The organism is Paenibacillus marinisediminis, from assembly GCF_054343325.1.
Genome location: NZ_JBTGUH010000003.1, coordinates 325,363 through 352,228 on the forward strand (window position 1 = coordinate 325,363; position 26,866 = coordinate 352,228).

Genomic DNA, 26,866 nt, shown 5'->3' on the forward strand with positions numbered 1-26,866 from the left:
TCGAAAAGGATATCATGTCATATCAGGAGGTCGGTTGTCAGATGGATCAACATCAACTGCTGGAAGAAGCGAAGCGCGCGCGCGAAAAAGCGTACACCCCTTACTCGCACTTTAAAGTCGGCGCTGCGTTGTTAGATGCGGAAGGCCGTATTCATTATGGCTGCAATGTAGAAAATGCCGCGTATGGACCGACAAATTGTGCTGAGCGGACAGCGTTATTTCGTGCAATAGCAGATGGCTGTGAGCCTCGAAGTTTTAAGGCAATTGCAGTAATGGGCGATACATCCGGCCCGATCTCTCCATGCGGCGTATGCAGACAGGTGCTCGTGGAACTATGTTCTCATGATATGCCCGTGATCATGGGGAATATGAATGGTGAAGTACTGGTCATGAAAGTGGCTGATCTGCTTCCTGGAGCATTCGATGTTGTGAGCTTGGACAGCTCGCCGTCGCGACAAGCTGAAATAAACAACTAAATGTATTGATTAGCGGCGCCACCGTAATCTATTTATCGGATTGGCGCCGTTTCGACGTCTTAACGCGATGCGCAGGTATCTTAGAATACAAGCCTAGCGTTTATGAATGTGATAGAATGAAAACACAACCAATATTGATCATTTACAGAGGAGTAACAAAAGTATGTTGATAGATCGCAAGGATAGTACGTTTAAGTCCGGTTTCGTAGCCATTATCGGACGCCCGAATGTCGGCAAATCGACATTGATGAACCATGTTATTGGACAGAAGATCGCTATCATGTCCGACAAACCGCAAACGACACGCAATAAGATTCACGGTGTATATACTTCAGCCGATTCCCAGATCGTATTTTTGGATACGCCGGGTATTCATAAGCGCCAGTCCAAACTGGGCGATTACATGAATACGGTTGCCTTGAACACGTTGAATGAAGTGGAAGCGATTCTCTTCCTCGTTGACGTAGCTGCAGGTCTTGGCGGCGGAGATAAATACGTCATCGAGCAGTTGAAGCAGGTGCGCACGCCGGTCATTCTGGTGATGAATAAGATTGATCAGATTCATCCGGATCAGCTGCCAGCAATGATTCAAGCCTACAGTGAACTGCATGACTTTGCTGAGATCGTTCCGATATCAGCGCTGCAGGGGAATAATGTGGAGCGTCTGCTTCAGGTGCTTACAGGCTATCTGCCTGCAGGTCCGCAATATTATCCTGACGATCAGATCACCGATCACCCGGAGCAGTTCGTCATTGCGGAACTGATTCGAGAGAAGATTCTTCATCTAACGCGTGAGGAAATTCCTCATTCCATTGCGGTCACGATAGAAGATATGAAAGTTCAGGACAATGGTGTCGTGTATATCTCGGCGGTCATTTTTGTAGAACGCGACTCACAGAAAGGCATCGTGATCGGCAAGCAGGGCGCGCTGCTGAAGGAGATCGGCAAGCTGGCGCGCAAAGACATCGAAACGCTGCTCGGCTCCAAGACGTTTATGGAGCTATGGGTGAAAGTGAAGAAGGATTGGCGCAATCAGGATCGCGTGCTGCGCGACCTTGGCTTCCGCAATGACCAATAAGCGGTAAGCTGCCCATTTACCGAGAATGACCATTAATTACATCTCATAATCCCGCTCTTTAGGAGCAACCTAATGATGAGTCAGAGTCATTTCAGGATAGGGGGATTAACGAATGCGTGATTTCTCGTGGAATGTGTTTGCTAATACAGGGGATGTGGATGCTTATTTGCTGTATAAGCATATAGGTCAGCTCCGTGACGTTCAGAATGAGAATGAGATGGAGCAAGCAGAACCGCCTGAACAAGCACTGGAATGATAATGTGGCTTGCCATATGGGAGGGCAATGGTGTTATATCGGGTAGAGGGAATCGTTATTCGCAGCATGGATTATGGGGAAGGCAACAAAATTATTACCTTAAGCACCAAAACCCACGGTAAAGTGGGCGTGCTCGTTCGAGGAGCTAAGAAGGTGCGCAGCCGCCATGCTGCGGCCACCCAACTGTTTACTTACGGTGAATATGTTTTTTTTCGTGGAATGGGACATATTGGTACGCTGAATGCTTGCGAGATTATGGAATCTTTCCACTCCTTGCGAGAGCAGTTGCAACTGGCCGCTTATGCCTCATATGCTGTCGAGTTGGTTGATAGAGGCTTGCAGGATGAAGAGGCTGGGGGATATATGTTTGAACAGCTTCTCGCCTATCTTCGCGCGCTTGCAGACGGCAAAGATGAGCAGGTAACGACGCATTTATTCGAAATGAAGCTCTGTCAGTCCGTCGGTGTTGCCCCGGTCGTGAATCGGTGTGTGATATGCGAGCGTGAGGATCGGCTTGCGGCTTTCGGTTGGCGCCTTGGGGGCGCCATTTGCGCTGCGTGCCTGCCTAAAGAGCACATGAAATACACCTCATCCATGCCGATATTGAAGCTGATCTCGATGTTCTTGAAGACGGATATGCGCCGACTTGGAAGCATTACCTTGAAGCCTGCAACGAAGCTGCAATTGCGGCAATGCATGCGTGGATATATGGATACCCATGTCGGAGTAAGATGCAAGTCATTGAACTTTATTGAGCAGATGGAAAAATACGATCTAGCAGCGGCTGAACAGCAGCCCCGTGAGCAGCGTCAACCACAGAATGATGTTGATACTGACGGGGAGCTTGACGAATAAATTCTGTTTTGTTATGATACAGGTTATATCATTATTAATAATGTTGCTATGATGAAGAAAGTAATTCTTCCAGGTTCGAACCTAGCGATTCGGGGATAGTGTGAGCCCGAACGGACGGATGAATGAAAGGGCGCTTCGGAGCAGCTTAACTTTGAAAGAGGATTGCGGTCGCTGCTAGGAAGGTTATTACGCTTTCTAAGGTGGAATCGCGATCAAGTAGGGTGGAACCGCGGGAGAATACAGCTCTCGTCCCTACGTCTGGCAACAGGCGTAGGGACGAGAGTTTTTTGCGTGCAACGCACAACTCGTTCACAGCGCTGGAGCCTCACTATATGTAGATTAAAGGAGTGATTAGGCGCATGAATTTTCAACAAATGATACTGACCTTGCAAAATTTCTGGGCTGAACAAAACTGCATTATCGTGCAGCCGTATGACGTAGAGAAAGGTGCAGGCACGATGAACCCGATGACATTTCTCCGTTCAATCGGTCCGGAGCCGTGGAATGTTGCTTATGTAGAGCCTTCTCGCCGACCAGGCGACGGCCGTTACGGGGAGAACCCGAACCGACTGTATCAGCACCATCAGTTCCAAGTCATTATGAAGCCGTCCCCAGACAACATTCAAGAATTGTATCTGGATAGCTTAAAGCGTCTCGGAATTGATCCTAGCGTACACGATATTCGATTCGTAGAAGATAACTGGGAGTCGCCGACGCTTGGAGCATGGGGACTCGGCTGGGAAGTTTGGTTGGACGGCATGGAAGTTACCCAATTCACATACTTCCAACAGGTCGGCGGCATTGACGCTAATCCAGTTGCTGTTGAGATCACTTACGGCTTGGAGCGTCTTGCTTCCTACATTCAAGATAAAGAGAACGTGTTCGATCTGGAATGGGTAGATGGCATCACTTATGGTGACGTGTTCCATCAGCCAGAATTCGAGCATTCCAAATATACGTTTGAGGTCAGTGACGCAGCTATGCTGTTCCAACTGTTTAACACATACGAACAAGAGGCTAACCGTGCTATGGATGCTCACCTCGTGTTCCCTGCGTATGATTATGTGCTGAAATGCTCTCACGCGTTCAACCTGTTGGATGCGCGCGGCGCGATCAGTGTCACTGAGCGTACAGGATTCATTACTCGCGTCCGCAATCTGGCGCGTCAAGTCGCAACGACGTATTACGAAGAGCGTGAGAAGCTTGGATTCCCGCTCTTGAAGAAAGGGGAGGAACAAGATGCCTAAGAATATTTTATTGGAACTTGGACTGGAAGAAGTACCTTCCCGATTCATGCGCCAGGCTATGGAGCAATTGCAAGACCGCATGGAGCGTTGGCTAGAGGCGGCTCGCATCACACATGAAGGCGTAACAACATACGGAACTCCGCGCCGACTTGCAGTATTCGTGAAGCAAGCTGCAGAGAAGCAAACCGACATTCATGAGGAAGTTAAAGGTCCTGCTCGCAAGATCGCTTTGGATGAGAACGGACAATGGACGAAGGCTGCGCTCGGCTTTGCCCGCAGTCAAGGCGTTGAACCTGATCAATTCTTCTTTAAGGAATTAAACGGTGTTGAGTACGTTTATGCCAATAAGAGCAGCATCGGTACCGATACAGCTGAAGTGCTTGCTGAGGGAATGCAGTCCATCGTTCATGCGATGACTTTTCCTAAAAATATGCGCTGGGGCGCAAAAGACATGCGCTTTGTTCGCCCTATTCGTTGGGTTGTAGCGCTATTCGGCTCGGATATCGTGCCGATTGAATTTACAGGTGTGAAAGCAGGCAACGTGACTCGCGGTCATCGTTTCCTTGGAGCGGATACGACAATAGAAGAAGCATCTCAATATGTAGAGAAATTGCGTGAGCAGCATGTAATGGTTGACGTAAGCGAGCGTGAGGCGCTGATCGTGAAGCAGATCGAGCAGCTTGCCGCCGATAAAAATTGGACGATTGCTGTAAAAGAAGATTTGCTGGAAGAGGTACTGTTCCTCGTTGAATATCCGACCGTTCTTTTTGGAACATTCGATGAGTCCTTCCTGCATATCCCGCAGGATGTGCTGATTACATCGATGCGTGAACATCAGCGTTATTTCCCTGTACTGAACGGTGAAGGTCAACTACTGCCGTTCTTCGTAACTGTGCGCAACGGTGATGCGAAAGGTATTGACATCGTCGCGAAGGGTAATGAAAAGGTATTGCGCGCCCGTTTATCGGATGCCAAATTTTTCTATGAGGAAGATCAGAAACTCCTCATTCAAGATTGCGTCAATAAATTAGACAATATCGTGTTCCACGAAGAGCTGGGTACGCTTGGAGATAAGGTGCGACGGATCGTTTCGATCAGCAGCCGTCTTGCCGAAGCTGTTCAAGCGGATTCCGAAACAGCTGAGCAAGTAAAGCGTGCGGCAGCGATCTGCAAGTTCGACCTCGTAACACAGATGGTTTACGAGTTCCCAGAGCTGCAAGGCATGATGGGTGAAGATTATGCGTTGAAGCTGGGAGAACATCCGACTGTTGCCCGCGCGATCAACGAGCACTACAAGCCGCGCTTTGCCGGTGATCCAGCTCCGGAAACGACGGTTGGCGCACTAATAAGCATGGCAGACAAGCTTGACACCTTGTCCGGATGTTTTGCGATCGGCATCATTCCAACAGGCTCACAGGACCCTTATGCGCTGCGCCGTCAAGCCACGGGTATTGTGCAGTTGTTGCTGGAACGCGAGCTGCCGCTCACATTGAATCGTATGTTCGATATCGCGCTTGACGTCCTAGAACAATCTGGATTGTTGAAACGCAACCGCAGTGAAATACGTAAAGACCTGTATGACTTTTTCGGATTGCGCGTAAAAAATGTGCTGTCTGAACAAGTGCGCTATGATGTTGTTGATGCGGTAATGGCTGCAGGCTATAACGACGTGCCGGATACGATTAATCGTGGTGCGGCCCTGATGAGCGCCGTGCGTGATGAAGCATTTAAGCCAGTTGTCGAGGCTTTCAATCGTGTTTGCAATCTGGCATCGAAGGCAGAAGATGCGGAAGTTGACGATAAGCTGTTTGAGCAAGCGGAAGAGGGCGCATTATATGCCAGCTGGCAAAAAGCGCATAAACAATATGAAGCTGCCGCAGATTCAACAGCCGCGCTTGCTGCACTTGGCAGCTTGCAGGAGCCGATTACAGCGTTCTTTGATCATGTCATGGTCATGGCGAAAGAGGAGTCAGTGAAGCGCAATCGCTTAGCGATGCTGAAGCACATTGCTGCTGATCTGAATCGATTCGCTGATTTTGCAAAGCTCGTATGGGTCTAAGCCAAAACGGTTGCTGCCGTTAACCATTCAGATAAACGGGAAGATGAAGCCGCGGAATGTGACCGTCAAAGGTTGATGCCAGTCAACTTCGACACGTTCCGCGCTTTTTCTGATCGTAAATGACACAGTTTGATAATAAGCGAATGAAAACCTTTCATGTGATAGCAGGATTTTAAATGAAAACAGCGTATATAATATAAACGGTGTTAATACACTCTATATTTGATTGATCGCTGCAGATGAAGCTGCTGCGCTGTGAAAGAGGATTGATCGTTTATTAACAACATTCGAATTGTAGTGGATGCCGACGCATGTCCGGTTAAGAACGAGATCCTGCGTGTTGCAGAAGATGTTGGAGCAGAAGTGCTATTTGTCGCATCATATGCGGCATATGTCAAGGGTGAACAATCTTTGCCAGATCGAGTACAGACTGTGTACGTAGATCAAGGGTTTCAAGCAGCGGATATGTATATAGCAAATACAGCGCGGTCAGGCGACGTAGTCGTGACGAACGATTATGGTTTGGCCGCGTTATGTCTGCCTCGCGGAGCAAAGGTGTTAAGCCCTCGCGGCACACAATACTCAGCCGAGAACATGGATGAGCTGCTGACGCAGCGTCATCTAGCTGGAAAAGCTCGCCGCTCCGGTCAGCGTACTAAAGGTCCGAAGGCGATGTCTCTTGATGATCGATTACATTTCCAACATAAACTGACAAAACTTTTGCGCTCAGAGCAGGAGAATGTTGCAACATAGCGAAATAGTATTACGTGCTCGGATGAAGGTGGTAAGGTTATGAACGGAAATGGACCAATACCTGATGTGTTTATTGATGAGGTGCTGAAGGCTAACGACATCGTCGATGTTGTCGGCAAGTATGTTCATCTTACGAAACAAGGGAAATATTTAAAGGGGCTGTGCCCATTTCATTCCGAGAAGTCACCTTCCTTCACCGTGACGCCCGAGAAGCAGATCTATCATTGCTACGGCTGCAAAGCAAGCGGTAATGTTATTCATTTTGTTATGGGAATTGAAGGCTATTCGTTTCCAGAAGCGGTCAAACAATTAGCGGAACAGGCAAACTTACCGTTTCAATTCGGAGCGCATACGCTGGAACGTAGTCCGAAGAGCATTGCCCGCGATCAACTCACTCAAGCGCATGAGCTGGCGGCCAAGCTGTATCACTATATATTAATGAATACAGCGCACGGTCAAGAAGCGCTTGCCTATTTGAGGGGACGGGGCATTCATGACAAGCTGATTGAACAATTTCAGATTGGATACGCGCCGCCGCAGTGGGATACACTCGTTCAACTGCTGTCCAAGCGGGACTTCCCGCTGCAGCTTATGGAACAAGGCGGGTTAGTATCAGCCAAGCACCAGCAGGATGGATATGTAGATCGATTCCGTGATCGCGTTATGTTTCCGATATGGGATCGCCATGGGAAGGTAGTCGGTTTTGGTGGACGAATAATGGGAGAGGGACAGCCTAAGTATTTGAACTCTCCGGAGACGATGCTGTTTAACAAGTCTAAGCTGCTTTACAATCTTCACCATGCAAGACCGCATATTAAGCGAATAGGCAAGATCGTGTTATTTGAAGGCTACGCGGATGTGATCCAAGCATGGGATGCGGATGTACACAATACGGTAGCCACGATGGGAACCGCGCTAACTCAAGAGCATGTGCTTCAATTGAAACGTTATACCGATCACGTCGTAATATGCTACGACGGCGATGATGCTGGACAAGCTTCAACGTTGAAAGTGATCCCTATGCTAGAAGAAGCAGGTTTACACGTCTCCATAGCAATGCTTCCTGACAAGCTGGATCCAGATGATTTCATTAAATTGAACGGCGCTGAACGATTTAAACACATTATTTCGGCTGCGGCTGTATCACCTGTTAAATTCCAGCTACTAACTCTTAGACGTAATCATATACTGCTAGAAGATGATGGGAAGCGGCGTTTCATGGATGAGGCTATGCGAATCATTGCACCGATTCCGTCTCCTGCTGAGCGGGAGATGCACCTGAAGGAGCTCTCGCAGCAGCTTGAATTGTCGCTTGAGACATTGAAGCAGGAATGCTTCGAGGTGCGTCAGAAACTGCAAAAAAAGCAGCCTGCAGGGGATAATCAAGACAATTGGTGGAATAATGTTAGGAATGATAAACCAAGCATTTCTCCGCCTGTGTTGAGACCTGCGTATGTGTATGCCGAACGCAGCTTACTCGCGCTTATGTTCCAGGACGCTCAAGTGGCTGTTTATGTAGAGCAGCATCTAGGTGAAGAATTTAATGTAGATGATCATGCGGCAATCGCCGCTTATCTATATGCATATTACGCGCAAGGGAAGGAACCTGACTTCAGTCGGTTTCTCGCGACACTTCACGATGATCGACTAGAGCAAACCGCTGCGTCGATATCGTTAGCAGAAGTCCCCCTGCGTTACGATACTGAACTGTTGGAAGATTACATCAATCAGATCAAGAAAGTACCGAAACAGCGCGAAATCGAATGCAAGAAAGAAGAAATGGTGCAAGCTGAGCGTGCCGGTGATGTTCTGCGTGCCGCGCAGATTGCACAAGATATTATTGCCCTAGAGCTGCAACTGAAGCGTTAGCGGACGGATCGTCTAGGGAGGAGGGAGTCGGAATATGGCAAATGATCAACATACAGGACTTGAGGCTGAAGCTGCTCTTGACCTTGTAAAAGATCAGTTGATTGAAATTGGGAAGAAGCGAGGAACTCTCAGCTACAAAGAGATTACTGAGAAATTATCGACTTTCGAACAAGATCCGGATCAAATGGACGAGTTCTACGAACAGCTGAACGACCACGGAATTGAGATCGTCAACGAGAATGAAGACGATATGGGAGGCCGAGCTAATCAAGATCGAGATCAGGATGAGCAGGATGATTTCCGTTTTGATGATGACTTGTCGCTGCCGCCAGGGATCAAGATTAATGATCCGGTTCGTATGTACTTGAAGGAAATAGGCCGTGTGCCGCTCTTGTCCGCTGAAGAGGAGATTGAACTCGCGAAGCGGATTATGAATGAGGATGAAGAAGCGAAGAAGCGCTTGACTGAAGCAAACCTTCGACTCGTTGTCAGCATCGCTAAGCGCTATGTCGGGCGCGGCATGCTCTTCTTGGATCTGATTCAAGAAGGTAACATGGGACTTATTAAAGCGGTTGAGAAGTTTGACCATAGTAAAGGCTTTAAGTTTAGTACTTATGCGACATGGTGGATTCGTCAGGCGATTACACGCGCTATCGCAGACCAAGCGCGTACGATTCGGATTCCGGTTCATATGGTGGAAACCATTAATAAATTGATTCGTGTATCCCGGCAATTGCTGCAGGAGCTTGGACGTGAGCCAGCGCCAGAAGAAATTGCAGCGGAGATGGAGCTTAGCGTTGAGAAGGTTCGGGAGATTATGAAGATTGCTCAAGAACCAGTATCTCTCGAAACTCCGATCGGAGAAGAAGATGATTCCCATCTCGGCGATTTCATCGAAGACCAGGAAGCATTGGCTCCAGCAGACGCAGCAGCGTATGAATTGCTTAAGGAACAGCTTGAGGATGTTCTCGATACCCTCACTGAGCGTGAAGAGAACGTGCTTCGACTACGCTTCGGCTTGGACGATGGACGCACTCGTACCTTGGAAGAGGTAGGTAAAGTGTTCGGCGTTACACGCGAACGGATTCGTCAGATCGAAGCGAAGGCGCTTCGCAAGCTGCGTCATCCTAGCCGCAGCAAGCGCTTGAAGGACTTCCTTGAATAAATAAGCTTCTGACAGACCTTCTGTGCGGCAAGTTCTGCGTGCAGCAAGGTCTGTTTTTCCTTCTGACGCATGTCTGAACCTGAGTTGATTCCAGTTGATTGCAATTAGATTCCGAATAAAGTGGCAGCATCATAAGGATTAGACATGAACTGAGGAATAAGAGGAATAATAGGTATAATTATAATCAGTTTGTACTTGTTGAGCTGCATCTGAGGTATAAAGTAAATAATCCTTAATGTATGTATCAGAAATGCCTTGTTATAATTGTTTGATTGTGTTGTTGCGATTCATTTTACCGCTTTTGAAGCTGCAATGCAAATAAACGGACAATGAATCTTTATTGGATCAATGATGCATGATATGTTATTTATCATAGGGAAAGTGTTAGTAAAGCCTTCCTCATCTAACGTAACAGGCTATTATTTCGGAAACAGTAGGTGAAGTGCTAAGTGATAATCAAGTTATCAAGACGACTACAACAAATCGCTGATCTCGTGCCTAACGGCTGCCGGATGGCGGATATCGGCTCGGACCATGCGCTTCTGCCCGCATATTTGGCGAAGTCAGGACTGATTACATATGCGGTAGCAGGTGAAGTGAACCGCGGACCTTATGAAGCTGCTGAGCGCCAAGTCCAAACTTATGCGCTTGAGAAGATGGTTCATGTCAGACTGGGGGACGGACTTGCCGTAATAGAGCAAGGCGAGGTTGATTGCATAACGATCGCAGGAATGGGCGGCAGTCTAATGGTGTCGATCTTGAACGCCGCGCCTGAGAAGCTGGCAGGCGTGACTAGACTCGTGCTGCAGCCGAATGTCGGAGAAGATCTTGTTCGCAGATGGCTGCGAGAGCATGATTGGCTGCTCGTGCACGAGACGATTCTGGAGGAAGACGGCAAGATCTACGAGGTGCTGGTCGCGGATCGTACAGAAGCTGCTGCAGCGACTGAAGCGTACGCTGCTATATATAAGCCGCGGCAGCTTGACTGCGGCATCATGCTTGATGAGCAGTGGCTGCTGCTTATGGGCCCGTTCTTGACACAAGAGCCGAGTGAAGTGTTTCTGCGGAAGTGGAAAGGTGAATTGCAGAAGCAGGAGAAGATTATTATGACGATGGCAAAGGCGGAAGCAGATGAAGTGGAGGTTCGCCGACGTCATTTCGAGAAGCATAAAGCGACATTGGAGGGGATCTTAAGATGTTGGCAAAAGGAGCAACGATAATCCAATGGATGGAGCAGCTTGCGCCGAAGTCGCTGGCTGTGCCGGACGATCGAATCGGCTTGCAGTTAGGCACACTGCGCAAAGAGCTAGAGCATGTATTAATCGCGCTTGATGTAACCGAAGAGGTTGTAGATGAGGCGATTCGGATCGGCGCGAAGCTGATCATAGCTCATCATGCGATTATTTTCCGTCCGTTGAAGGATCTGCAGACCGATACGCCTGCCGGGCGCTTGTATGAGCGATTAATCAAGCACGATATCGCAGTATATATCAGCCATACAAATTATGACGTCGCAGAGGGCGGCATGAACGATCTAATGGCGGATGCTCTCGGACTGAAGGATATTAAGGTGCTGGAGAAGCTTCACGAAGATCGGCTGCAGAAGCTGGTTGTCTATATTCCAAAGTCCCATCTCGAGCAGGTTCGCACAGCGATTCTAGATATCGGAGCAGGTGCAATCGGCGATTACAGCCATTGCAGCTTTATGTCGGAAGGCACAGGAACGTTCAAGCCGCTGGAAGGGTCTAATCCGTATATCGGCACAACAGGTAAGATGGAGGAAGTCGAAGAAGTTCGCTTCGAGACACTCGTTCCTCAATCGATCAAGAGCCGAGTCGTACGAGCGATGCTTAAGGCGCACCCGTATGAAGAAGTCGCATACGATTTGTACCCGGTTGACAAAGAAGGACAAACTTACGGCTTAGGACGCGTAGGAAAGCTTGAGCAGTCTCTAACGCTGGGAGACATGGCGGAGCTCGTCAAGGAACGCTTCAAGGTTCCACATGTGCGAGTTGTAGGTCCATTGCACCGCACTATTAATAAAGCAGCCGTGCTGGGCGGTTCGGGATCGCGATACGTGAAGCATGCGCTGTTCCATGGCGCTGATGTGCTCATCACAGGCGATATCGACTACCATACGGCGCACGACGCGCTCGCTGCGGGTCTGTGTATTATTGATCCTGGACATAACGCGGAGAAGCTGATCAAGGCCGATGTAGCGGAACGGCTGCAGGCCATTGCAGAGAAGCAGGGAACGAAGACCCAATTCCATGCATCAGGCATCTCTACCGAAGTGTTTCAATTTATGTAAATGTTGAGTGTTGAGTTTACTCGTATAACCTAGTATACTTACAAATGTTGAAGGAAAGTTTGACAGACAATCGCTGGCGGCCTTCGAGCCGCGAGAGGAAAGTCCGGGCTCCATAAGGCAGGATGCTGGATAACGTCCAGTCAACGCAAGTTGAAGGATAGTGCCACAGAAATGGACCGCCGATGGCCGCTATGCGGCACAGGTAAGGGTGGAACCGTGGTGTAAGAGACCACGAGGAACGCTGGTGACTTCGTTCCTGGTAAACCCCATCTGGAGCAAGACCTAATGAGACGCACGCCCCTTGAGGGCAACCTTCGCCTGAGGCGCGTCTGGGTTGGTCGCTGGAGCTCCGCAGTAATGCGGCGCCTAGATAGATGATTGTCACTTCGTAGTGGGAGGATAGCATCCGTTAACCACGAGTAGTACAGAACCCGGCTTATGGCAAACTTTCCAATGCTAGCAACGTATTATTGCATCAGCAGTGATCGACCAACGCATAACAGCCCCTATCGAGAGCAATCTCGACAGGGGCTTTTTTGCATGCATTTTATGTTTCACACTGCTTACTCAGCTCGACGATTGAATTCGAAAAGAGAATCTGGTCGAAGTCTCATGAATCTCTTATCAGTTGACTTCGTATCCGTCCCTTGCTTGGCAAGATTCAAGGCATGTTCAACATCGATCTGACCGTATCCATAATATATATCTTTACCTGGTGTACCGAGATCCTGTACGCTTTGGCGCATGATGTCATACACTTCCGTGTTGCGAAGCGATGGGTTGACTGAGCGAATGAGCGCTGCTAATGCTGCGACATGAGGGCTCGCCATCGAAGTGCCGGACAGCGCTGCATACTGATTATTAGGGTATGTGCTGGCGATGTTCGTGCCAGGAGCGACGACATCGACATAGTCCCCAAAATTGGAATACGATGCTTTAGATAGATCCTTATCCGTCGCAGAGACAGCGAACACTTGCGGGTATGCCGCTGGATAACCTGGCTGTGATGTGTTGTCATTGCCAGTAGCAGCAACAATCACAACATCCTTGTCAAATGCATATTGAACTGCATCCTGCAGAAATGCGCTCTGTGCGTAGTTGCCTAAGCTCATGTTGATAACTTTAGCGCCATGGTCTGCGGCATAGATTATCCCTTCAGCGACGGCATAGGATGATCCTGCTCCCGTATTATCCAGCACTTTAACCGGCATGATGGGGCTGTACCATGTCATGCCTGCGATACCCTCGAGATTATTCACATGAGCACCGATGGTTCCAGCAACATGTGTGCCGTGTCCGACATCGTCATTCGGAGGCTGTCCAGGATTGATTACATTAAAGCCTTTGATCAGCTTACCCTTAAGATCCTTATGGTTCACGTCGACGCCTGTATCGACAACTGCGATAATGACATCATTATTGCCTTTCGATATATTCCAGCCTGCATTCGTCTTGATCAGCGGAAGTTCCCACTGATACGGCTTGTAGAGCACATCATTAGGATCAGAATCACCGGCTGCTCGAACAGTGCCTGATGGTGGAGTCTGAGACTTTGGACTAATGGTAGGTGCATTAAGACTTGTTGGTGTACCATCTGGCCGCTTCTCGTCATTCGTCATATACAGATAGTGCGGTTCAATATATAGCGGGTTGTACTGACTGAAATATTGCTCGAGTCTGGCTGAGTCCAGCGACTTTGATCTGAAGACATAAGTATATCCCGATTGGCGCACATCGGTGCACTGAATGTCTTGCTTGATCTTATTCAAGTCAGCATCACTTAGAGGTGAACGAAAACGAACGACGACCTCAAACTTGTGATAGTGGCTCGTCCCTTGGTTATCTTCCCCATTCTTAACTTTAACGTCCTTCATGGTATTGCTATTCACAGATTCTACACGATACTTGTCTTCACGCGGGTAAGGAACAAGCCGTAGATTACGCTGCTGGTGAGCTTCTACATTTTTAACGATGTTCCCGTTAACGATCGCGATAATACCGCCGTTGATCCGGCTGTCTGGCCAAGACAGCACCGCATGCCGCTTGCCATTGGCAATAATTTCAGGCGAACGATAGGGCTTTTGCTGATCTAGACTGGTTTGAGCTGTCTTTAAATAGCTTTCGAGTTTCTTTCCAGATTCATTGTTCATGTCATGAGCGATTTTTCCGGAAGAAACGGTTTGATTGTTAGCTTTATTGACCAGCTTTACATATTCAAAGTGTGGGTGTTCCGCTACAAATTGCTTGAGCTTCTTCTCTAACTGCTTCCCATTGTCTGATTGCCACTCCTGGACGGCTGACTTCATATCATGCTCTGTATCGTGTGTAAAGATTTTCTGAGTCGTTAGCACATCTTGCTGCAGTACATGCTGCTTTGAATTACGTTCTTCTGAGACAGATTTGACTGTATTGTTCGTCGGTGGTTTGCTTACAGTGTTCCCGCAAGCGGTTAGCATTGGAATTGTCAAGAATCCTAGACAAAGCACTGCAACTCCAACAATCGTTCCTCCACGCATGTGAATCCCTCCATCATAACGCCGTTATTACAATAACAAGCTCTAATAGGTATGTTGTGATGCACGAGATATTTTATACAGCTTTATAAATGGGGAAATCAATGGTTGGCAAGGTATACTTTTTCCATATAATTTATGATAGGATGAATGTTGTTAATGTAGCCACACCGCGTTACCGTTAAGTGAGCGAATGGAATCGTTTAAGGGGGAGCCGTGCATGCCAGCAGCCAATGTAAAGCAGTTATGTGAAATGTCTAGAGAAAAATTAAAGTTTACAATTGTGAGATTGGAATCATTCTTGAATGAATATTCGCTGCCAAAGCTGGTTGGAGATCAGTCGGATGAAGAGACAGTCAGTTTCTATAAGGGGTTCCTGTCCGATCTGCGTCATCTACTTGTGTTCTCCGAAGTATGTGTCGAGAAATTGGGCGTTGTTCTCCGCCGCGCTAACTTTGATATGAAACACGCAGAGCATAGCTTGTACGATGTGTACCATCATTGTGTGAACGCTTTCTTCTATCCTAAGAATGAATGCTATTCTGAAGACGGCCGCTATGCCTATACGGGACAGGATGCGATTCGTTTTCGCAAGAAGCCTGTTGCACAAGCCAGAAACATTATCATCGAGATTACGAAAGTGTATGAGGAACTTCGTGATGAGCTTGCTTATTATGAAAGTGAATATTTAACTCAGCATAAGATGCTGAATCAAAAGTAATCATCATGGGATGCACTATTCATGAAATATGGATAGCGGCATCCCTTATTTATTTCTGCCATCACTTGGTTGGAGTATAGTCGTCAGGTTGAGGACATCCTGATATCGGAGGTGATTACGGATGTCTGATAAACCAACTGTACGCTGCAGCGTGGCAAACTGTAACTTTTGGGGAGAAGGGAATTTCTGTCAAGCTAATTCGATTATGATCGATATTGACAAGCACGCAACAAAATCGATGCGTGAAGAATTCGCTGGCGAACTTGGAAACCTGCACCAAGATATAGCATCTACATCTTCTGTTACCTGCTGTCAAACTTTTGTGCCGAAAAAGTAACTTGCGGGGTGTTAACATCTATGACACAGCCCAAATCACCTAATGGTCGACGGAATAAACGTCATCGCACTCGTCCAGAAGCTAATCGTCAGTATGAAACGGAAGCAGCCTATGAATTGACAGCGCCAGCGTCAACATATCATCGTACTGCGGAAGTGGAGAAGGAAGAGCAGGTCAAGCCTGTTTCTGGTTTAGCAATACTTGCTGTAGTATTTGCGATTGGATCGCTGTTTCTCGCTCCGATCATCATGGGCCCAACCAGCGCTGTGCTTGGCGCAATGGTTTATGTCCAAGGGGATCGAGCGGCAGGCTTAGCAGCTATTGTGATAGGTGTTGCAGCTTTTACGATTCGATTGCTGTCCGTTATCATATGAGCGCATGTGATCAACAAGACGTTTTATAATCGGTTATATTTAATGAACAAGTGGGGGAATACCGTATGACATGACGGTTCCCCCTCTTTGTTTGAAATAAACGATAGCGATTTACTTAGAAAACGTGTAGAATAAAAGGGTTATGAGATTGACGAACAGGATCAACAATGGCGGCGAACAGCTTCCGCTGTTTTGATCTTTTTTGCAGTTTAAGGTCGTTTGCGTCAATTTAGCACGAGCGGCAGTAAGGAAAGGAGGAAAATGGACCTCTTATGAATCATTCAATTATTTATGCGGATCACTGCGCTTCGACTCCGCTTCATCCAGATGTCATTCGAACAATGACTGAGGTAATGGAGCAGATCTACGCGAATCCCTCTTCAATCCATGAGATGGGAGGACAAGCGGAACAGCTTGTCAAGCGAGCGCGAGAAGTGGTTGGACGTGCTCTGGGAACAGAGCCAAACGATATATTGTTTACATCTGGAGCGTCAGAGAGCAACAATCTTGCGATATTAGGAACCGTTAGAGCAGCTATGCAATCCGGGAAGAAAGTTCATGCTATCGTGTCGAAGGTAGAGCACGCTTCAGTCTATGCTTGCTATGAGCAGCTGGAACGTGAAGGCGCCCAAATAACCTATATGCCAGTTGATGCGGACGGCAGAATACAACCTGAAGCAGTAGCTCAAGCGATACGCCCTGAAACGGTGCTGTTAAGTGTTATGCATGTCAACAACGAAATGGGCTCGGTTCAGCCATTAGAACAATTGGGCGCAATTGTTAAGCAGCACCCGAGATTGACATTTCATGTGGACGGTGTTCAGGGACTGGGCAAGCTTCCTGTTGATCTTCAGCATTGGAACGTGCACTTATACTCCTTATCCGGTCATAAGATTGGCGGCCCAAAAGGTACAGGCGTACTCGTACGACGCGGCAAGGCTCCTATGCTGCCATTGATGCACGGCGGATCGCAAGAGCAGGGGCTGCGCCCTGGCACACTTAACGTGCCTGGCATTGTCGCCTTAGCGAAATCGATACGTCTCGCAGTCGAAGGTCAAGTGGCTAATGCTAATAAATTGGCTGGCATGCGGGCTCGATTGCTCGAGCATATTCAGACGATTCCATCACTAGTCGTGAATAGTCCGACGGATGAGATGTGTGCTCCGCATATCATCAATATTTCGTTTCCGGGCATGAAGCCGGAAGTTGTGGTACATGCTTTGGAGAAGCAGGGAGTCGTTGTTTCAACTCAATCGGCTTGTTCCTCCAAACTGCATAAGCCGAGCCGAGTGCTGCTTGCTATGACGGGAGATGAGCGAAGATCATCGAGCGGGCTGCGTATCAGCTTATCCCATACGATGGCTGAAGAAGATATGGATCGAATTGGCCAATCGCTCAAGCAGGTGGTACAGCAGCTGCAGCCGCTCGCTAAGTAGCGATTGTGCTGTTGAATAGATTATGAGTCTGTGCAGCCGTGATAGGCGGCAGTTATATGGCGACAAGTAATGTTATGGCTTGTAGAAAGGCAGGGTTAACCGTATTATGATCGAGTATGATATGATATTGCTTCGCTTCGGCGAAATCACGATCAAAGGCCGGAATCGGAATCGCTTTGAAAAAGCGGCATACCAGCATGTAAAGGCGGTATTGAAGCCTTATGCGAAGGCGGAGATCATTCGCGAATACGGCAGATTGTATGTCAAATTGAATGGAGAGCCCTACCAAGAGATGATCAATCTGCTGCGGCATGTGTTCGGTATTGTATCAGTTAGTCCAGTTAAGCAAGCGCCATCCGAAATGGAAGCGATTCTGGAAACTGCGATGCAGTTAGTGCAGGAATATGATCCGCAGCCGGGTACGACATTCAAGGTAACAGCGCGTCGGGCGTGGAAGAAGTTCCCGCACTCCTCACAAGAGATGAATCATCTGGTAGGGGCACCAGTTCTTCGTCAATTCAGTCAATTAACTGTTAAGGTGAAGGATCCGCAGCTGAATCTTCGCGTTGAGATTCGAGAAGATAGCACGTATCTTTACCATGAGGTTATTCCTGCTGCAGGCGGTTTTCCGCTTGCTTCGAATGGTAAAGGGATGCTGCTCTTATCCGGCGGAATCGACAGCCCGGTAGCAGGCTATCAAGCGCTGCGAAAAGGATTGGATGTTGAAGCGATTCACTTCCACAGCTATCCGTTTACAAGCGAGCGAGCACAGCAGAAGGTCATGGATCTGGCTCAGATCCTTGCGAATTACAGCGGACGCATGCGCGTGCATATGGTGTCATTTACCGAGATTCAGACACGTCTTCATCAAGCAGGACATGAGAATGTGCTTATCACCCTGATGCGACGTGCAATGCTGAGAATCGCTACTAAACTGGCGGAGAAGCAGAAGGCGTTGGCACTTGTAACCGGAGACAGCCTAGGCCAAGTGGCGAGTCAGACGCTCGGCAGCATGAATGCGATCGGGCGAGTAACCGATATTCCGCTGCTTCGACCGCTTGTCACGATGGATAAGGAAGAAATAATTCGCATTGCTAATGACATCGGAACGTTCGAGACTTCAATACTGCCATATGAAGATTGCTGCACATTATTTGTGCCTAAATCTCCTTCGACGAACCCGAATATTCGTGTACTCGAGCGAATCGAAGCGTCTATACCTGAATTGGATGACATGATTGAGGCAGCGGTGGCAAGCTCTGATACGATTACGTTGTACGCAGGCGGGAAGGCAGCCCTCGTGGCAGAGAAGTCAGCTGATACGAAGCATAATACGGAGTTAGAGCGAAATGCGGCGAGAGCAGACTTTGCAGCAGTATCAGCTTCAGCCAAGTCGTCTGAACCATCTGCAGCGAGCTCGAATGCAGCTGATAACGATTGGTTCTAAATAAATAGCTCACTTAAATGCAAAATGGTTCGTCATACCTCGCCCTTATGAAACATAAAACTGTTACATAAGGGGGGGACGAGCTGTGGAATCGTTATGGTTGCTGTTAGAAATTCTCGTTATTAATATTGTCTTGAGTGGTGACAATGCTGTTGTTATTGCCATGTCAACCCAGCATTTATCGGATAAGGCGCGAAAGCAAGCGGTATGGATTGGCGCTGGAGGTGCGATCGTATTGCGTATTGTGCTTACAGTTGCAGCCATGTGGCTGATGGCAATTCCTTTGCTCCAAGCAGCAGGCGGCATCATGTTGTCCGTTATCGCTGTACAATTGCTGGGAGACAGCGGCACACACCGTGGAGGGCAAGAGACGAGCTTATCGTTGCTTAGCGCGATCAAGACGATTCTAATTGCGGATGTAGTGATGAGTTTGGACAACGTATTGGCGATCGCTGCTATTTCAAAGGGACATTTTCCTTATTTGGTGATCGGCATCGCATTAAGCATACCTATTATATTATGGGGCAGCACGATGATTAGCGGATGGTTGCAGAAATACCCCTTGCTGATCTACGGCGGAGCTGCAATTCTCGGATACACATCTGGTGAAATGATTGCTGGAGACAGCAGGCTGATCCTGTGGCTGCCGCGACTGTGGAGCTCCATTGATCATTTGCTTCCATGGGTGTTGGCAGTTGTTGTACTCGTGCTCGGTTTCTGGCTCAGACGCAACCCGAATGAACTTGAACCGAATTCGTAAGTCCTGATCCTGTATATAATCGGGCTGCTTCCTGCCAATGTTCGGATCTCCGAGCTTGCAAGGAAGTTTTTTGTGCTGAAGGTAGTATTTTTTTGTAATTTCATATAAACTAGTAAAGATAAAATGGGCGCGATAATCGTCGTACTATGTCCTTCATCTATTCCGCCCGCTACACGGATGCAAGAGGTGACTGTGTCATGTCCAAAAAAGAACCGATCATCGGTCTTGTTATTTTGGCAGCAGGTTTGTTCATTTTGTTAGGAAAATGGGGGTTTTTCGCATTTCTCGGCGGAACGATGTGGCCACTGTTAGTATTCTTGGGCGGTGTCCTGCTGTTCTTCCTGGTCAGAGGTCGGATATTGCCGCCTATCGCGTTCGTTCCTGCTGGCGCGTTATTAGTGTACGGTGTGCTGTTTATGATCAGCCATTGGATCAGTTGGGAATTGTTCAGCTATTTATGGCCGTTTCTGCTGATCGGTTTATCGTTCGGTTTGTTTGGATACTGTCAACTTGATCCATACGCACCGCGCGGCGCTTGGCTTTTAGCTATGGGGTTGGGTGCTTTGGGAGTCATTATGCTGTTGTTGATGATTTTTATTGGCATTGGTGTATATGTCATCGCGATTGCGCTTATCTTGATTGGCTTGGCATTGCTGTTCGGAGGTCGGTTGGGATATTGGCGGAGATAAGGGATTATTCAATCCCAACAATTTAAGTCTTAGAAGTAGAAAGGGAAGATCACTTGTATGCATCAAAGAGATAATATTCGTAATATTGCAATTATTGCCCACGTCGACCATGGTAAAACAACATTGGTAGACAAGTTGCTCCAACAATCAGGCACATTCCGTGAGAATGAAGCTGTTCAGGAGCGTGCGATGGACTCCAACGACCTGGAGCGTGAGCGCGGTATTACGATCCTGGCAAAAAATACGGCAATTACGTATAAAGATCATTTCATTAACATTGTAGATACACCTGGACATGCTGACTTCGGCGGAGAAGTAGAACGAATCATGAAGATGGTTGACGGCGTTCTTCTCGTAGTTGACGCATTCGAAGGCTGTATGCCCCAAACGAAATTTGTTCTTCGCAAAGCACTGGAAAGCAACCTTACACCAATCGTCGTCGTGAATAAGATTGACCGTCCTAATGCCCGCCCTACAGAAGTAATTGATGAAGTGCTTGACCTGTTCATTGAGCTTGACGCGAATGATGAACAGCTGGAATTCCCTGTTGTTTATGCATCCGGTCTTAACGGGATCTCTGGTCTCGATCCAGAGCATCTGGGAGATAACATGCAGGCGCTGTACGAAACGATAATCGAGAAGATTCCGGCTCCAACTGAAGATCCAGATGCATCGTTGCAATTCCTCGTTACATTGCTCGACTATAACGAGTATCTTGGACGAATCGCGATCGGCCGTATTAATCGCGGAACAATCAATCAAGGTCAGGTCGTAACGGTTATCGACCGTGAAGGTAAGAAGAAGCAAGCGCGCATCGAGAAGCTGTTCGGCTTCAAAGGCTTGAAGCGAATCGAGCAAGAGCAAGCTGGCGCTGGTGACATTATTGCGATTGCCGGTATTAAGGATATAAACATCGGTGAAACGATTGCTGATCCGGCTAATCCGGAAGCTTTGCCGGTTCTTCATATTGATGAGCCGACGCTGCAGATGACTTTCCTAGTTAACAACAGTCCATTTGCAGGCCGTGAAGGTAAATGGGTTACTTCCCGCAAGCTTCGTGAACGTCTATTCAAAGAGCTGGAAACCGACGTTTCTTTGCGCGTTGACGAGACAGACAGCCCAGATGCATTCATCGTATCAGGACGCGGTGAGCTTCACCTGACGATTCTGATCGAGAATATGCGCCGTGAAGGCTTTGAACTGCAAGTGTCTAAGCCAGAAGTTATTATCAAGGAAATTGACGGTCAACGCATGGAGCCGATGGAGAACCTGTTGATCGATATTCCTGAAGATTGCATGGGTTCTGTTATGGAGAGCTTGGGCGCTCGCAAAGCGGAAATGAAGAACATGATTAACCATGGTAACGGACAAGTTCGCCTGGAATTCATCATTCCTGCACGCGGCTTGATCGGATACCGCACACAGTTCCTGACATTGACTCGCGGCTACGGTATCTTGAATCATGCGTTTGATCATTATGGACCTTATGCTGGCAGTCAAGTCGGCGGACGTCACCAAGGCGTTCTTGTGTCTACAGAGACTGGCAAGACTACGATGTATGGTATGATGTCTGTTGAAGATCGCGGTATTCTGTTCCTTCAACCAGGTGCAGAGATCTACGAAGGCATGATCGTGGGCGAGCATACGCGCGACAATGATATTGTCGTCAACATATGTAAGGAAAAAGCTCTTACCAACGTTCGTTCCGCGACGAAAGATGAGACAGTGCGCATGAAGGCGCCTCGCTTGATGTCGATGGAGCAAGCTCTAGAATATTTGAACGATGACGAATACTGCGAGATTACGCCGGAGTCGATTCGCCTTCGCAAGAAGATTCTGAATAAGAGCGAACGAGAGCGCGCTGAGAAGCAGCGCAAATCTGCTGAATCGTAAATCGCTTCAGCATCCTGTTTACAGTTTATTTACAAGAATTTGTTTCAACACTGTCGGTAAGAATGGCATCAGGCATATACACGGAGTGAATCGGCGGCAATTGGGCTAGCTATTAGCCCAATTCTTCATATGTGAATTCATAATTGCATAAGGAGTGCATGTATATGCAACAGTGGTTAGCCGATCACCCCTTGATCAGTTATGTACTGATCTTTGCTATGGTGAGCTTCGTCTTTAACAAGGTGTTTCGCACGCAAAAGCTTCCCATCTTGAAGGATGTCATCATTTACTTGATGATCGCACTGGGCTCTTTCATGCTGCTCGTGTTTCAGATCGACAAGCTGCCGATCGTACAGAGTCTTGGCGTCGCTATCGCTCTTATGTTCATGGTTCGTATTCGCTACTTCATCGAAGGCCGGCGAAAGAAGCAAAGAGCGAATAGCGCGCAGGACTAAGTAGAGGATCAGGGAGGAGACACGATGAAACTTCGCGATGCGCTATTTAATTGGCTCCAGATGGACGTAGTTGCTCGTCAACGACCCCAGGATGGAGCTGCCAAGGAAACTTTGGATTTTTTTGCGGCTATCTTGAAAGAAGACCATTCGCTTACCCACGTTGAGGCTGTTCTTACCGACGAAGATACATATACGATTACGTATCTGTCCAATGGTGAACATTCCGAAGTCCGATTCGACCGAACTAACGCTGAGCAATTATGGCAGGATATTGAATCGAATCCGAAATATAACTAGTAAGCGAGGTCCGATATGAATTCTAAAACACCACTACCACCTCGGCATGGGCAGCGCAAGCGAACCGTTCAACCCAAACGCAAGATGGCGACATGGTTGAAGGTTCTCTTGTCTGTGCTGCTGATCGTATTATTGGCAATCATCGCATATGCAGGTTATATACTGAAATACGGCTATGACAAATTAGATGATATATCAACGATTTCGTCTACAGGCGATCAAACGAAAGATGTGAATCCGGCGCTCAAACCGAACAAGGAGCCTTTTTCTTTCATTCTGCTCGGAATCGACTATCGACCTGAATTGCCTGGAAAACGCACTGACGTGATTATAGCTGGCGCCATACATCCCGTTACGAAGGAAGCGGTGCTGGTTTCACTGCCGCGTGATACATACTTTGAGGTCCCTGGGTATCAAGGAGATAAGCTGAATCATTTCTATCCGAAGTTCTTTGAACTGCAGGAGCGGGGGAAGTTGGACAGCGCTTCGCCCGAAGATGAGATGAAAGTGATGTTAGGCAAGTATCTGGACATGGAGTTTGACCATGTTGCTGTTCTTAACTTCCAAGGATTCGTCGATATTGTCGACGCACTCGGCGGTATAGAGGTCAACGTTGATCAGGACATGTGTTACCGCGATAATGCGGACGGTACGAATATCAATCTGAAGGCGGGCTTTCAGGAGCTGGATGGCCAGCAGGCGCTGGACTTCGTTCGCTATCGCAAGTCAAGTCCGAATTGCAAACCGATGACGAAGGGAACGACAGATGCTGACCGCAATGTTCGTCAGAACGCTGTGCTTCATGAGCTCGTCAGCAATATGCAGTCACTGGGTACGGTTACGAAGGTGACGAAGATGATTGATGCAGTGGCTGATAACTTTAAACTCGATATGACGCCAGATCAGATGACTAGTTCCATCATGACGTATATGGATATTAATCCGAATGACATTCACTACATCTCCGTTGATGGAGAATGGATAAGTCCATATATTTACGTTGATGAAGCTAAGCTGGAAGAAGGGAAGCAGGCGCTGAAGAAGGTCATGAACGGCGAGTCGTTGAAATCGCCAGTACAGGATGAGACAGCGACGAATTCAGACGGCAATTCCGGGAGCGGAAACTGATGTATGTAGGCTGGTTCAAGTAGATGAAATATTTTCCTTATGGTATAATACAATAACATTAAGCCGTTGAACCGTCACAGGAGGTAGGAAGATGTCCGACTACAATGCTGCTCTGAACGAGGCCTTATTCACTCAACTGCAGACTGAAACATTCGTACTTCTGCATACCATTGACGCGGAATCGGGAGGTCCTACGACGAGCGCTATTTCATGGGTATATGCGAAGGGGTCGAATACGATCCGATTTGCACTTGACATGCGCTCACGCCTTGTTGCGAATCTGAAGGCTGAACCGAAGACATCTATGACTGTATTCGGTTTGAATACGGTGACGGCTATCTACGGTCGCTGTGAGCTCGTGGTTGAACCTTTGAGCGAAGTGCCATTAAAGCTTGCTTGCTTCGATATTCACATTGATCATGTACGCGATGCAATGTTTTATGGTGCTCGGCTGACTGGACATCCAGAATTTGAAAAAACATACGACAAGCGTGCAGCCGACAAGTTGGACGGACAGGTGTATGCTGCATTGAAGAAAGCCTAGCGGATTATCCGCTAGGCTTTTCGTACTTTTAGAGGCTTGTCTCTGTTATGCTGCCAACTCAATCCACCCACGTTACTCAACGGGTCGTTCCACGTGCTTCGTCAATGAGATCGTAATTGCCTTCCATCATGATTAGGGATAAGCAGGTTCTCGGCTTTATGATTGTTTGATCGTATCATTTCAAGCTACAGAACAAGTATGCGGCGGCATAGCTACTACAGTACATGTGAGCGACGTCCATTACGATTAGCGTTATGCGATTAATGTCATCCCAGATGTGTCGCAGATCGAGTGCCATGAGCTATGCTGCTCAAGCGGAGGGGAAGCTATGAATAAGATATTTGTATTGGATACAAATGTGCTTCTGCACGATCCGAACGCGCTGTTTGCCTTTGGTAACCATGAAGTCGTAATTCCTGCGGTTGTGCTTGAGGAAATCGATTCGAAGAAGCGGAATGCGGATGAGATCGGTCGCAACTCAAGAACAGTCTCAAGGTTACTAGACGGCTTGCGTGAGCTAGGGCATTTGCATAGCGGCGTCCCCTTGCCAGACGGTGGAACTTTATTGGTGGAGTTGAATCATCGCAGCTTCGTTAAGGTTCAAGAAATGTTTGGTGAAATGTCAAATGATAACCGCATCTTAGCGGTTGCACTTAACTATATGCTTGAGCAGGCTGAGCAAGAGAATCCTAAGTCAGTCGTGTTGGTAAGTAAAGATGTGCTCGTACGTGTTAAAGCGGATGTGTTGGGGCTGTTGACGGAGGATTATTTATCCGATCTGACGGTTCGTTCTGGCGATGAGCTGTACAGCGGTCATGTGACAACGTATGTGCACCCGGCAGTGATCGATGAGTTTTATACATTTCGTTATTTGCAGTTAAAGCATCTGGCTGTGAAAATGAAGTTCCATCCCAATGAGTTTGTCATTTTGCGTGATGAGATGGGAACGAGCAAGTCGGCCCTGCTGAAGGTAAACGCAGAGGCAGCTAAGCTTGAGCCGTTATTTCTGAGCAATGATCCAGTATGGGGGATTACGGCGCGTAATGCACAACAGCGTATGGCGCTCGAATTGCTGCTGAATGATGATATTCCATTAGTGACTCTAGCGGGTAAAGCAGGTACAGGCAAGACGCTGCTTGCACTAGCTGCTGGCTTGATGAAGGTAGAAGATGAGCGAAAGTATAAGAAGCTGCTTATCGCGAGACCGGTTGTACCGATGGGAAAGGATATCGGGTATTTGCCTGGAGAGAAGGAGGAGAAGCTTCGTCCTTGGATGCAGCCGATCTATGATAATCTGGAGTATTTATTTGATACGAAGAAAGCGGGCGATATCGACAAGATTCTGCTTGGAATGGGCAGCATTCAGGTAGAAGCTCTCACTTACATTCGCGGCCGTTCGATTCCGGGGCAGTTTATCATCATTGACGAGGCGCAAAACCTTTCTAAGCATGAGGTCAAAACGATCGTATCTCGTGTCGGAGAAGGCAGTAAGATTGTACTGATGGGGGACCCAGAGCAAATCGATCATCCGTATCTGGATTCAGCGAGCAATGGTCTCACTTATTTGATCGAGCGCTTTAAGACGGAGAGTATTAGCGGTCACGTAACGTTAGAGAAGGGAGAACGCTCTAAGCTGGCCCAGCTTGCGGCAGATTTGTTGTAGCAACCATTAAAGTAGTGCCTAGGGGCGTTATTTTGCTAATGAGTGAAGTCGCGAAGGTATAGAGAATATGTGTATCATATGGACTCCAATGCTCAAAGGTGCCTTGATCAAGGCCCTTTTTTTGTTGGTATTTAAACGGATTGCGATATCTTGTAGTTTGTCTTGAACATTCAGGAATCAACGAGGTGAGGTATTAAAGCTAGCCTCGTATAGTTTTTCATTAATATGAGTGAGACAACAATAAATAAGATAACGGGGAATTAGCCAGTTACAGAGAGAGAATCCAAGCCGTGAGACGAGATAACGGGTAAAAACCGTCTTACAGAAGCGTGAACGAGAGTCGGTGTGGCTCATTAGGTAAGATAGCGGGAAGCTGGTCAGCTGCAGAGTGAGAATCTACCTGTACAATCACGATTGTAATCGCTATCATATAGAGAGGTGCTATGCAAGCGAATTTCAAATGTGATGGGGAAGATCACTGAATTCTGTCTAGATCATAGCGCAGAGAAGTCGATTAGTGGAGATCTGTGTTAAGAGAAA

The 26,866-nt window shown here is 47.7% G+C and carries 25 protein-coding genes and 1 other RNA gene; 25 read left to right on the forward strand and 1 reads right to left on the reverse strand.

Going from position 1 to position 26,866, the window contains the following annotated elements; all coding sequences use genetic code 11:
* Window positions 1–41 precede the first annotated feature (41 nt).
* From cdd to rnpB, 12 genes are all read left to right on the forward strand, one after another.
* On the forward strand, window positions 42–476 hold the full coding sequence (gene cdd / locus ACXX53_RS10795; RefSeq protein WP_458568652.1) for a cytidine deaminase: 435 nt from the start codon (window positions 42–44) through the stop codon (window positions 474–476).
* A 163-nt stretch (window positions 477–639) separates the two neighbouring features.
* Window positions 640–1,554, forward strand: a complete 915-nt coding sequence (gene era, locus ACXX53_RS10800; protein ID WP_458568653.1) for a GTPase Era — start codon at window positions 640–642, stop codon at window positions 1,552–1,554.
* Window positions 1,555–1,666: 112 nt separating this feature from the next.
* Window positions 1,667–1,810, forward strand: a complete 144-nt coding sequence (locus ACXX53_RS10805) for a YqzL family protein (RefSeq protein WP_458568654.1) — start codon at window positions 1,667–1,669, stop codon at window positions 1,808–1,810.
* 30 nt (window positions 1,811–1,840) lie between these two features.
* The gene (gene recO, locus ACXX53_RS10810) at window positions 1,841–2,665 is read left to right on the forward strand and encodes a DNA repair protein RecO (RefSeq protein WP_458568740.1); all 825 of its coding nucleotides are present in this window, start codon (window positions 1,841–1,843) and stop codon (window positions 2,663–2,665) included.
* A 359-nt stretch (window positions 2,666–3,024) separates the two neighbouring features.
* Window positions 3,025–3,912, forward strand: coding sequence for a glycine--tRNA ligase subunit alpha (glyQ, locus tag ACXX53_RS10815; RefSeq protein ID WP_458568655.1), 888 nt, complete (start codon window positions 3,025–3,027; stop codon window positions 3,910–3,912).
* Window positions 3,905–5,971, forward strand: coding sequence for a glycine--tRNA ligase subunit beta (gene glyS / locus ACXX53_RS10820; RefSeq protein ID WP_458568656.1), 2,067 nt, complete (start codon window positions 3,905–3,907; stop codon window positions 5,969–5,971). The genes glyQ and glyS overlap by 8 nt, the downstream gene beginning before the upstream one ends.
* Before the next feature lie 297 nt (window positions 5,972–6,268).
* Window positions 6,269–6,724, forward strand: coding sequence for a YaiI/YqxD family protein (locus ACXX53_RS10825; protein WP_458568657.1), 456 nt, complete (start codon window positions 6,269–6,271; stop codon window positions 6,722–6,724).
* A 39-nt stretch (window positions 6,725–6,763) separates the two neighbouring features.
* Window positions 6,764–8,593, forward strand: a complete 1,830-nt coding sequence (gene dnaG, locus ACXX53_RS10830; RefSeq protein ID WP_458568658.1) for a DNA primase — start codon at window positions 6,764–6,766, stop codon at window positions 8,591–8,593.
* Window positions 8,594–8,627: 34 nt separating this feature from the next.
* Window positions 8,628–9,758, forward strand: coding sequence for an RNA polymerase sigma factor RpoD (gene rpoD, locus ACXX53_RS10835; protein WP_458568659.1), 1,131 nt, complete (start codon window positions 8,628–8,630; stop codon window positions 9,756–9,758).
* 449 nt (window positions 9,759–10,207) lie between these two features.
* Window positions 10,208–10,978: a tRNA (adenine(22)-N(1))-methyltransferase gene (locus ACXX53_RS10840; RefSeq protein WP_458568660.1), complete on the forward strand. Its 771-nt coding sequence runs from the start codon at window positions 10,208–10,210 to the stop codon at window positions 10,976–10,978.
* Window positions 10,954–12,069: a Nif3-like dinuclear metal center hexameric protein gene (locus ACXX53_RS10845; RefSeq protein ID WP_458568661.1), complete on the forward strand. Its 1,116-nt coding sequence runs from the start codon at window positions 10,954–10,956 to the stop codon at window positions 12,067–12,069. Before ACXX53_RS10840 ends, ACXX53_RS10845 begins: the two co-directional genes overlap by 25 nt.
* 54 nt (window positions 12,070–12,123) lie before the next feature.
* An RNA gene (gene rnpB, locus ACXX53_RS10850) (RNase P RNA component class A) lies at window positions 12,124–12,523 on the forward strand.
* Window positions 12,524–12,632: 109 nt separating this feature from the next.
* Here rnpB and ACXX53_RS10855 read toward each other — a convergent pair.
* A complete protein-coding gene (locus tag ACXX53_RS10855) occupies window positions 12,633–14,585 on the reverse strand; it encodes a S8 family peptidase (RefSeq protein ID WP_458568662.1) in 1,953 nt (650 codons plus the stop codon).
* A gap of 217 nt (window positions 14,586–14,802) precedes the next feature.
* Here ACXX53_RS10855 and ACXX53_RS10860 point away from each other — a divergent pair, with 217 nt between their 5' ends.
* The 13 genes from ACXX53_RS10860 (at window position 14,803) to ACXX53_RS10920 (ending at window position 26,326) form a co-directional block, all read left to right on the forward strand.
* Complete coding sequence (locus ACXX53_RS10860; RefSeq protein WP_458568663.1) at window positions 14,803–15,303, forward strand: YpuI family protein; 501 nt, start codon at window positions 14,803–14,805, stop codon at window positions 15,301–15,303.
* A 121-nt stretch (window positions 15,304–15,424) separates the two neighbouring features.
* The gene (locus tag ACXX53_RS10865; protein WP_458568664.1) at window positions 15,425–15,640 is read left to right on the forward strand and encodes a DUF1540 domain-containing protein; all 216 of its coding nucleotides are present in this window, start codon (window positions 15,425–15,427) and stop codon (window positions 15,638–15,640) included.
* A gap of 20 nt (window positions 15,641–15,660) precedes the next feature.
* Window positions 15,661–16,014, forward strand: coding sequence for a hypothetical protein (locus ACXX53_RS10870; protein WP_458568665.1), 354 nt, complete (start codon window positions 15,661–15,663; stop codon window positions 16,012–16,014).
* A gap of 272 nt (window positions 16,015–16,286) precedes the next feature.
* Window positions 16,287–17,450: a cysteine desulfurase family protein gene (locus tag ACXX53_RS10875; protein ID WP_458568666.1), complete on the forward strand. Its 1,164-nt coding sequence runs from the start codon at window positions 16,287–16,289 to the stop codon at window positions 17,448–17,450.
* Window positions 17,451–17,559: 109 nt separating this feature from the next.
* Window positions 17,560–18,897 (forward strand): tRNA uracil 4-sulfurtransferase ThiI, encoded by a 1,338-nt coding sequence (gene thiI / locus ACXX53_RS10880; RefSeq protein ID WP_458568741.1) that lies wholly within the window; start codon window positions 17,560–17,562, stop codon window positions 18,895–18,897.
* 85 nt (window positions 18,898–18,982) lie between these two features.
* Window positions 18,983–19,657, forward strand: a complete 675-nt coding sequence (locus ACXX53_RS10885; protein WP_458568667.1) for a TerC family protein — start codon at window positions 18,983–18,985, stop codon at window positions 19,655–19,657.
* 197 nt (window positions 19,658–19,854) lie between these two features.
* Window positions 19,855–20,346: a glutamate synthase gene (locus ACXX53_RS10890; RefSeq protein WP_458568668.1), complete on the forward strand. Its 492-nt coding sequence runs from the start codon at window positions 19,855–19,857 to the stop codon at window positions 20,344–20,346.
* A gap of 57 nt (window positions 20,347–20,403) precedes the next feature.
* On the forward strand, window positions 20,404–22,239 hold the full coding sequence (gene typA, locus ACXX53_RS10895) for a translational GTPase TypA (protein WP_458568669.1): 1,836 nt from the start codon (window positions 20,404–20,406) through the stop codon (window positions 22,237–22,239).
* A 164-nt stretch (window positions 22,240–22,403) separates the two neighbouring features.
* Window positions 22,404–22,694 (forward strand): YlaH-like family protein, encoded by a 291-nt coding sequence (locus ACXX53_RS10900; protein WP_458568670.1) that lies wholly within the window; start codon window positions 22,404–22,406, stop codon window positions 22,692–22,694.
* Between the two features lie 24 nt (window positions 22,695–22,718).
* Window positions 22,719–22,991 (forward strand): hypothetical protein, encoded by a 273-nt coding sequence (locus tag ACXX53_RS10905; protein ID WP_458568671.1) that lies wholly within the window; start codon window positions 22,719–22,721, stop codon window positions 22,989–22,991.
* Between the two features lie 15 nt (window positions 22,992–23,006).
* Window positions 23,007–24,119 carry an LCP family protein gene (locus tag ACXX53_RS10910; protein WP_458568672.1) on the forward strand — a complete coding sequence of 371 codons (1,113 nt, stop codon included), beginning with the start codon at window positions 23,007–23,009 and terminating at the stop codon, window positions 24,117–24,119.
* Between the two features lie 91 nt (window positions 24,120–24,210).
* Window positions 24,211–24,663, forward strand: a complete 453-nt coding sequence (locus ACXX53_RS10915; protein WP_458568673.1) for a pyridoxamine 5'-phosphate oxidase family protein — start codon at window positions 24,211–24,213, stop codon at window positions 24,661–24,663.
* Between the two features lie 328 nt (window positions 24,664–24,991).
* Window positions 24,992–26,326, forward strand: coding sequence for a PhoH family protein (locus ACXX53_RS10920; RefSeq protein WP_458568674.1), 1,335 nt, complete (start codon window positions 24,992–24,994; stop codon window positions 26,324–26,326).
* The last annotated feature ends 540 nt before the right edge of the window (window positions 26,327–26,866 follow it).